The organism is Pseudomonas sp. SED1 (genome assembly GCF_034044025.1).
Classification (GTDB): Bacteria; Pseudomonadota; Gammaproteobacteria; order Pseudomonadales; family Pseudomonadaceae; genus Aquipseudomonas.
Genome location: NZ_JAXCIS010000008.1, coordinates 1 through 8,636, shown reverse-complemented (window position 1 = coordinate 8,636; position 8,636 = coordinate 1). Strand labels below are relative to the sequence as shown.

The following is an 8,636-nucleotide window of genomic DNA, read 5'->3' as shown; positions in this document are numbered from 1 at the left end:
CTAAAAGATGGGCCTGCTGCGCAGGCCAGCGGGAGCAAGCTCCCTCGCCACAGGTTCAGCGTCACTTTTGGGATTGGTAGCGGATTTCCTCCAGCTCACGGCCGCCCCGGGTAAGGGTGCGGCTTGATTCGGGCTGCGCTATCCATCCTGCATTTTGGTAAAAGCGCACTGCCCGCCGGTTTTCAGCCAGCACCCACAACGTCGCCGTCTCCAGGCCCAGGCTGGCGAGATATTCCAGGCCCCTGAGCCAGAGCGCCCTGCCCACCCCGGTTCCCCAATGCTCGGCCAGCACATACAGCGCCTGCACTTCACCGGTTTCACCTGGATTGGCATCCTCATCACGGCTCGGGCTGACGACAATCCAGCCCACCACATGCCCATCGACCTGCGCGACAAATACGGCTTCGTTTCCCTGCTCAATCGACTGTCGCCAAAATGCTTCGCGCGTGGGCTGGGTCGCCTCCAGCGAAGTCAGGTAATCCCCAGGCATCAGCTCACGATAAGCCTGCTGCCAACTACGAATATGCACCCAGGCAATGTCACCTGCGTCATCGATACGTGCTGCACGAATCATCCAATACCCTCTGCGCGTTTTGCATAAATCGCCGAGCCCGCCTGCGGCGACAGCCTGCGATAAACCAGCCCCGATAATCCACACAGCAATCCGGCACCCGCCATGATCCAGGCGATATCGCTTTGTTCGACGATGGCATGCCCACGCACGGCCATGATCAAACCGAGCAACGCCGCTGCGATGCCCACCGACAAACTCAAGGTCAGTTGAATGGTCATCGCCGACAGGCTGCTGGCACGGCTGGATTGCTCCGGCGGCACGTCGGCATAGGTCAATGCCCCCAGGGTACTGAATTGCAGCGAGCGAATGATCCCGCTGCCGAACAACACCAGTACCACAATCCAGTAAGGCGTTGACACCTCGAACAGGCTGCACGCCAGGATGGTTGCACCGGTGAGCACGGCATTGCTGATCAAGGTGCGGCGGAAGCCGAAGCGGCTGACAATCCGCACCGCCAGCATCTTCATCAGGAACGCGCCCACACCACCGGCCACGCTCAGCAGCCCGGCCTGCAACGGGTTAAGCCCGAAACACAGCTGAAACAGCAGCACCAGCAAAAACGGCTGTGACGCGCTGCCGATGCGCATCAGGTTGCCGCCCCAGAAGCTCACGGCGAAGGTCGGTATTTTCAACAATGAAAAATCGATCAACGGGTGCGCCGTCCGCCGCGCATGCCGGACATACAGCCAGGCACTCAACAACCCGCCGCCAATCAGTAGCAACGCCCACTGGCGCGGCAACAGGCCGTGGCCGAGCACCTCGAAACCGAACACCAGCCCGCCCAGCGCCACACCGCTGAGCAACAGGCCGGGAACGTCCAGTGGCTGGCCGGGCGCCCCGGAATAATCCGGGATGTAGCGCAGCACCAGCATCACCCCGAGCACGCCGATCGGCAGGTTGATCAGGAAGATCCAGTGCCACGACAACACCGTCACCAGCAGCCCGCCCAACGGTGGCCCCAGCAGCGGCCCAACCAGCGCCGCCACCGTCAGGTACGACATGGCACGCAGCAGGTTTTCCCGCGCCGACCAGCGCAGCAGGATCACCTGCCCCACCGGCACCATCATTGCGCCCGCCGCGCCCTGGGCCAAACGCGCCAGGGACAACTGCAGCAGCGAGCCCGAGCAGGCACAGGCCACCGACGCCAGGGTGAACAGCACGATCGCGCAGATAAACACCCGGCGCGGCCCGAACCGGTCGGCCGCCCAGCCGCTGACCGGCACGAACAGCGCCACCGCCAGCAGGTACAGCGACACCACCAGGTTCATGCGCACGCTGGGCTCGCCGAAATCCAGGGCCATCTGCGGCAGCGCCGTGAGCACTGCCGTGGCGTCGATCAGTTCCATGAACAGCGCACAGCCGATGATCATCGGCACCCGGCGCGCGTGCCCGGTGCCCACCTCGCCCAAGGGGTGTGAAAGGTCGAGGGCTTTGTTCAAAACAGCCCCGAGGTCGGTGGCGGCGTGCCCTTGAGTTGCCAGGCGCCCACGGCCGCGGCTTTCCAGTGCCGGGGATTGTGGTTGGCCACGGTGCGCGCGTTGCGCCAGTGCCGATCCAGGTTATGGGCGCGGCCTGTGGTGGAAGCACCACCCACGTCGAACACCAGCTCGGCGGCCTTGAGTGCCGACTCCGCCGCGATGTATTGCGCCTGGGCCACATCCACTGCCGCCTGGTCGACGGCCACCGCATCAAGATCCGCAGCCCAGGCGCGGTCGATGGAGTCCGCCGCGTGCAGCACCACCGCTTCGGCGGTAAAGGCCCGGGCCGAAACGTCGCCCACGCTCAGTTCCACGTACGGGTCGTCCACCGAACGCGTGGCGCTGCTGTGCTTGATCGGCCGTGCATGTTCCTTGGCAAAGCTCACCGCATCGTTCAGCGCATTGCGCGCAATACCGGCCTGCACCGCCGCGAGGAACACTTGCAGGAACGGCGTGACAATCGTGCGCTTGCCCTCCTCGACGGTGCGGGTGCGGATCTCACTGGCCAACACCTGCACATCATGCAGGTGGGTGGTGCCGCTGGCGGTCAGGCGCTGGCCCATGGCGTCGAAATCATCCAGCAACTCCAGGCCCTGGCGGTCGCGGGGCAGGATGAACGATACGGGCTGATCATTCTCGTCCAGGGCGACGGCGCTGACCCAATCGGCATACAACGAACCGGTGCTGTAGTACTTGCTGCCGGAAGCGCGAAAGTGCTCGCCGTCACGCACGATGCGCGCGCTGATGGAACCGTTGGCGCCGCCGACTTCCCAACCGGCATTGCCGATCACGGCGCCTTGCAGGTAACGCTCGAACCAACGCTCGCGCTCCTCCTCCGCCCCTTCGGCGCGGGACGCCAGCAGGCCTTCGACAAACCCGAAACCGGGGCGCAGGGCCTGGGCCACGTTGGAGTCGGCCGAAGCGATGCGAATCAGCAAGGCAATCACGTCCTTGACCGAACCACCGGCGCCGCCAAACCGCTTGGGAATCCGCACGGTAAACAACCCGGCCTTGGCGATCTGCGCCACGGCCTCATACGGCAGCTGGCGATCACGTTCACGCTGCGCAGCCCCGGCGGCAATCTGCGGCAGGATGCGGTCGGCACGGGCGTTCAATTCGGCCACCGTCACAACCGGCGGCGTGGGTACAGCAGACAACTTGCTCATGGCACTTCCTTGATTCAGGTCTAGATGGCGATTTTCCACAGGCGCGATTCATCAAACAGCCAGCCGGGGTTTTCCGGCTCCAGGGCCGGCACCACCAGTTGCGTACCGCTGCCGGGCAGGCGCGGCACGGCGCCCAACAGGCGTTGGGTGTATTCGTGTTGAGGGGATTCGAACAACGTCTCGACGCTGGCGCTTTCCACCACCTGGCCATGGCGCATCACCAACACCTCGTCGCTGACATGGCGAATCACCCCGAGGTCGTGGGAGATAAACAGGTAGGCCAGGCCCAGCGAGGCTTGCAGGTCGGCCAGCAAATCCAGGACCTGGGCCTGCACCGACACATCCAGCGCCGACACTGGCTCGTCACAGATAATCACCTTGGGGTTGCTGGCAATCGCCCGGGCAATCGCCACGCGCTGGCGTTGCCCGCCCGACAGTTGCAGCGGCCGGCGCTCGGCCAATTGCGGCGCCAGGCGTACCTGGTCGAGCAACTGCGCCACTCGCGCCGCCTGTTGCTCGATGGCGATACCGGCGACGTCCAATGCATCACCGAGGATCTGCCCGACCGTCCAGCGCGGGTCGAACGAACTCAGCGGGTCCTGATAGATCACGCTGATGTCGCGGCGATGCAGACGTCGGGTCTTCTCCTCGACCCGTTCGGTGCCTGCCGCGGCCCATGGCTGGTCGAGAAAACGCACCTCGCCCGCATCCGGTTGCAGCAGCCCGAGGGCGATGCGCGCCACCGTGGTTTTGCCCGAGCCGGATTCACCGACGATGCCCAACGTACGGCCGGCGCGCAGCTCGAAGCTGACGCCGTCCACTACCTGGCGTGACTGTTGATCGGGGCCGACATACCGTTTGCCCAGGCCGGAAGCCTTGAGTAACACCGGCGAATCCGCGCCCGGCCGTGGTTGCGCCACAGCGTTGCTGCGCTCCGGCGACAAGCGTGTGCCACGGGCATGTTCGGCGGGCACCGCATCCAGCAGCGAGCGTGTGTAGGCGTGGCGGGGATTGAGCAGCACCTGATCCATCGGGCCCTGCTCCACCACTTCACCGTGGCGCAGTACCAGCACCTCATCCGCCAATTGCGCAACCACCGCCAGGTCATGGCTGATGATCAGCAGCGAATCGCCACGGGCCTTGATCTGCTGCAACACTTGCAGGATCTGCGCCTGCACCGTGGCATCCAGCGCGGTGGTCGGCTCATCGGCGATCACCAGGCCAGGGTTCAGCGCGAGTGCACTGGCGATCAGCGCACGCTGGCGCAGGCCGCCGGAGAGTTGATCGGGACGCTGGCGGGCACGCAGTTGCGGTTCGGGTACGCCCACCAGGTCCAGCAGCTCGATGACCCGTTCGCCACGGCTGCGACGGTCGCCCCAGCGATGGGTCTCGAGCACCTCGAGAATCTCCTTGCCCACCGGCCGCAACGGGTCGAGTGACACCAGTGCGTCCTGCAATACAAAACCGATGCCATTGCCACGCAAACGGCGCCAGCCACGCTCCGACAGACTGAGCAAATCCACGCCGTCATAACTCAAGGTGCGCGCCGTGACCTTGGCGCCCGCGCCGGCCAGGCCGATCAGGCTACGGGCGGTGACGCTTTTGCCGGAACCGGATTCGCCCACCAGCGCCAGGGTCTTGCCCGGCTCCAGGGTGAAAGACAAATTGCGTACGACAGACTGCCCGGCAAACTCGATGGACAGGCCTTCAACGATCAAGCGTTTCTGGTCGCTCATGAAAGACGGCCCTCCAGGCGTTGTTGCAGGTAACGGCCAGTGACCGTGGTCGACAGGGTGGTGAGGACGATGAACAGGCCGGGGAAGAACGTCAGCCACCAGGCGTTCGCGATGAAGTCGCGGCCCATGGACAACATGGTCCCCCACTCCGGCGCCGGCGGGCGGGCGCCCAACCCGAGAAAGCTCAGGGCCGAGGCCCAGACAATTGCCTGGCCCACGCCCATGGTCAGGGTCACGATCAGCGGACGCATGGCGTTCGGCAGCAACTGGCGCAGGATGATGCGCAGCGGCGGATGCCCGAGGGCCCGTGCAGCTTCAATGTAGCCCGCGTTACGCACCGCCAGCACCTGGCCACGGACCATGCGTGCGTAACCCGGCGCACTGCCAAGCCCGGTGGCGACAATCAGCGGGCCGATGCCGCTGCCGAAGATCGCCACAAACAGCAGCGCCAGGATCAGGCTCGGAAACGCAAACAGTACTTCCAGCAACCAACCCACGCCACGGTCCACCCGCGCGCCGCCAAGGCCCCCCAGCAGACCGAGAACGATGGCGATGCTCATGGCAATCGCCGTGGCCGCCAGACCGATAAACAACGACTGCCGGGTGCCGTAGATCACCCGTGAAAAGATATCCCGCCCCGACTGATCGGTGCCGAACCAGTGGGCCAGGCTCGGCGAATGAAACGCATCGCGGGGCACGATGGCCAGCGGGTCGCTGTAGGCGAACAACTGCGGCACCAGTGCCGCGACGATCACCAGTAACAGAAAGGTAATCGCCAACAGCGGGCCGAGGCGCAGGGTGCGAGTGGTGCGCTGAATCCGCAGCGCGGGCAGCGGTGTTTCCAGGGTCAGGCCGCTCATGCTGGAAGCTCCTGTTGGCGAGGGTCGACCCACAGGTACAGCAGGTCGACCAGGATGTTGGCGAGCACGTAACCGGCGGCGACCACCAGGCTGATGCCGATGGTCAGCGGTAGGTCCTGTGCCTGCACCGCCTGGTACAACTGGCGGCCGAGGCCCTTGCGGGAAAAGATCACTTCAATCACCACCGCGCCGCTGATCAGCGCGCCGATGGCCCAGCCCGACAGCGAGATGCCCGGCAATACGGCATGGCGCAACGCATGCTTGAAGCGCACGTTGACGTCACTCAGGCCACGGGTGCGGGCGGTCAGGATGAAGGGTTGGTCGAGGGTCAGGTCCAGGGATTCGCGGGTGACCTGGGCGATAAACCCGGCCAGCGGAATCGCCAGGGCAAACGACGGCAACACCAGGGTGCGCCAGCCATCACTGCCCGCCGGCGGGAACAACCTCAGGCCGAACGCAAACACCGCCAGCAGCAGAATCCCCAGCCAGAAATGCGGCAACGCGGCGGCCAGGGTCTCGGCGAGCGAGGCCAGGCTGGCAACCCAGCGGCGGCGGCCGGCGGTCAATACCGTCAGCGCCAGCACCAGAACCCAGGCCAGCGCGAGAGAGGTCAGGGTCAGTTCCAGGGTCGGCCAGGATTGCTCCGCGAGGACGCGGGTTACCGGCAGATGCTGGGAATAGGAAACCCCCAAATCACCCTGCACCAGCCGCCCGAGGTACAACGCGTATTGCACCGCCAGAGGCTTGTCGAGGCCGTATTCGCGGGTGGCCTCAGCGATGGTTTCAGCAGTGGGATTGCCACTCGGGCCGCCGAGGATCGCCAGCACCGGATCACCCGGCATCAGGCGCAAGGCAAAGAACGTCAGCGTGGCCACCGCCCACAGCACCAGCACGCCGCCGGCAAGGCGCCACAGCGCACGTTTGCCGAGCCGGGCCAGGCGCTCGTGGCGAGGGTTGGCAAGTGATGGACTGCTCATTTGTTCACCCATGCGTCATAGAGATACGTCACCGCCAGCGACGGCTCCAGCCGCACGCCCTGGGTGGTCTTGTAGATACCCAGCCGCGTGCTTTGCGGGTAGGTGGTCAGTTGCAGGTACTGGCTGGAAGCGATTTTCTGCGCCTGGTAATACAGGGCCCGGCGCTGCTCGCTGTCCTGGGTGGTGAGGGCCTGCTGGATCAGCGTGTCGAAGGCTGGATCACTGAAACCGGCGGTGTTCTGGTGGTAGCCACCAACGCCTGCCGGACGGATGAACTCACTCCCGAAGATGATCCGCAGTACGTCTGCGGTGTTGGTGTTCCAGTAGCCGAGGCGAATGTCGTAGTCCCAGTCGGCCTGGCGTTTGGTGGCCTGCACGTCACTCATCTGGTCGACGATCAGCTCGAAGCCGACCTGCCGGGTGGTGGCCTGCACCTGCTCCCACAAGGTGTATTCCGACGGTGGCGTGCGGTTGCCCATCACCACGTGAACTTGCAGACGCTTGCCGTCCTTGGTGCGGTAGCCCTCGCTGTCGCGCTGGGTCCAGCCGGCCTGGTCGAGCAACTGCGCGGCACGGGCCGGGTCGTAATCCTGGGCGTGCTGGAACTCCGGGCTGTAGAAGCGCGTGGCCGGGCTCAACGGCCCACCGGCGCGGGGGAATTCGTTGAAATACACGCTCTTCAACGCGCCCTCAATGTCGGAGCTGCGCACGAAGGCTTCGCGCACCCGCACGTCATCGAACGGCGCACGGGTGATGTTCAGCGTGCCGTTGGTGGGGTTGCCGGGGCGTTGGGCGATCACCAGGGTCAGGTCCGGATTGCGCCGGGCGGCCTCGTGGGATTCGGGCGGCAACGCTTCGATCACGTCGACCTCACCGGCCTGCAACGAGGCGAAGCGTACGGACGGTTCCTGGATGAACTTCCAGACGATCCGGTCGAGCCAGGCCGGGCCTTGGTGTTTGGCGGTGGGTGGGGCCCAGTTGTAGTCGGGGTTGCGCACCAGTTCGACCTGGCTTTGGCGGTCCCAGCGCACGACCTTGAACGGGCCGCTGCCGACCGGGCTTTCGCAGTTCACGTCGCGGGAGCGCAGCAGTGCGGTGGGGGACTCGATGCCGAGGAAGCCTTGGGCCAACACTTCCAGAAACGCGGCGTAAGGCGTGGCGAGGTGCACCACTGCGGTGTATTCGTCGAGCACGTCGGTGCTGCGGTATTGGCGAATGTAGCCGCCTGCGGTACTGGATTGGGTCTTGGGGTTGGCCATGTGGTCGAGGTTGGCCTTGACGGCGGCGGCGTTGAACGGAGTGCCGTCGGTGAAGTGCACGTCGTTGCGCAGGTGGAAGGTGTAGGTCAGGCCATCGGGGGAGACTTCCCAGGTCTTGGCGAGCCAGGGACCGATGCGGCCGTCGGTGTCCATTGAGACCAGGGAGTCGAGGTATTGCTGGGCGACGAACACCTGGGGCATGTCGCCGGCCACGTGGGGGTCGAGGCAGGTGGGTTCGCGGTCGGTGGCGTAGACCAGGGTGCCGCCCTTTACTGGTTGGTCACTGCGGGTGACGGTGGAGCTGCTTTGGCCGCAGCCCAGCAGCAGGCTGCAGAGTGTGGCGGTGCCGATGAGCAGCAACGGGCTGGATCGTCGCGGGTAAGGGGCGGGTTCTTGCATGATGACTGAGGCCTAAAGTCCGGGAACTGGGTCATTGCACAAGGCATGCCGGGTTTTTGGGGCCCTAAACAGGGGACATTGGGGGTTTAGGTGATGGCTGAAAACGACAATGTGTGCGGCAACTGTTGGCCAGGCAACATCTGGCCTTGGGGGGAGTACATATCCGTTGCTGCGGTAACGGCCACTT

7 protein-coding genes are annotated in these 8,636 nt (G+C 65.1%); all 7 read right to left on the bottom strand.

Translation table 11 applies throughout. From position 1 onward, the window contains the following. Positions 1 to 61 precede the first annotated feature (61 nt). The 7 genes from SNL23_RS01160 to SNL23_RS01130 are packed head-to-tail and all read right to left on the bottom strand — an operon-like array spanning position 62 to position 8,449. Positions 62 to 574 (bottom strand): GNAT family N-acetyltransferase, encoded by a 513-nt coding sequence (locus tag SNL23_RS01160; RefSeq protein WP_167665049.1) that lies wholly within the window; start codon positions 572 to 574, stop codon positions 62 to 64. Continuing rightward, positions 571 to 2,013 carry an MFS transporter gene (locus tag SNL23_RS01155; RefSeq protein ID WP_318301378.1) on the bottom strand — a complete coding sequence of 481 codons (1,443 nt, stop codon included), beginning with the start codon at positions 2,011 to 2,013 and terminating at the stop codon, positions 571 to 573. Before SNL23_RS01155 ends, SNL23_RS01160 begins: the two co-directional genes overlap by 4 nt. Then, positions 2,010 to 3,218, bottom strand: a complete 1,209-nt coding sequence (locus SNL23_RS01150) for an acyl-CoA dehydrogenase family protein (RefSeq protein ID WP_318301377.1) — start codon at positions 3,216 to 3,218, stop codon at positions 2,010 to 2,012. Before SNL23_RS01150 ends, SNL23_RS01155 begins: the two co-directional genes overlap by 4 nt. A 20-nt stretch (positions 3,219 to 3,238) precedes the next feature. After that, positions 3,239 to 4,954 carry an ABC transporter ATP-binding protein gene (locus tag SNL23_RS01145; RefSeq protein WP_318301376.1) on the bottom strand — a complete coding sequence of 572 codons (1,716 nt, stop codon included), beginning with the start codon at positions 4,952 to 4,954 and terminating at the stop codon, positions 3,239 to 3,241. Continuing rightward, positions 4,951 to 5,814, bottom strand: coding sequence for an ABC transporter permease (locus SNL23_RS01140; protein WP_076016009.1), 864 nt, complete (start codon positions 5,812 to 5,814; stop codon positions 4,951 to 4,953). The genes SNL23_RS01145 and SNL23_RS01140 overlap by 4 nt, the downstream gene beginning before the upstream one ends. Next, positions 5,811 to 6,791, bottom strand: a complete 981-nt coding sequence (locus SNL23_RS01135; RefSeq protein WP_076016075.1) for an ABC transporter permease — start codon at positions 6,789 to 6,791, stop codon at positions 5,811 to 5,813. Before SNL23_RS01135 ends, SNL23_RS01140 begins: the two co-directional genes overlap by 4 nt. Beyond that, a complete protein-coding gene (locus SNL23_RS01130) occupies positions 6,788 to 8,449 on the bottom strand; it encodes an ABC transporter substrate-binding protein (RefSeq protein WP_318301375.1) in 1,662 nt (553 codons plus the stop codon). Before SNL23_RS01130 ends, SNL23_RS01135 begins: the two co-directional genes overlap by 4 nt. Positions 8,450 to 8,636: the final 187 nt, after the last annotated feature.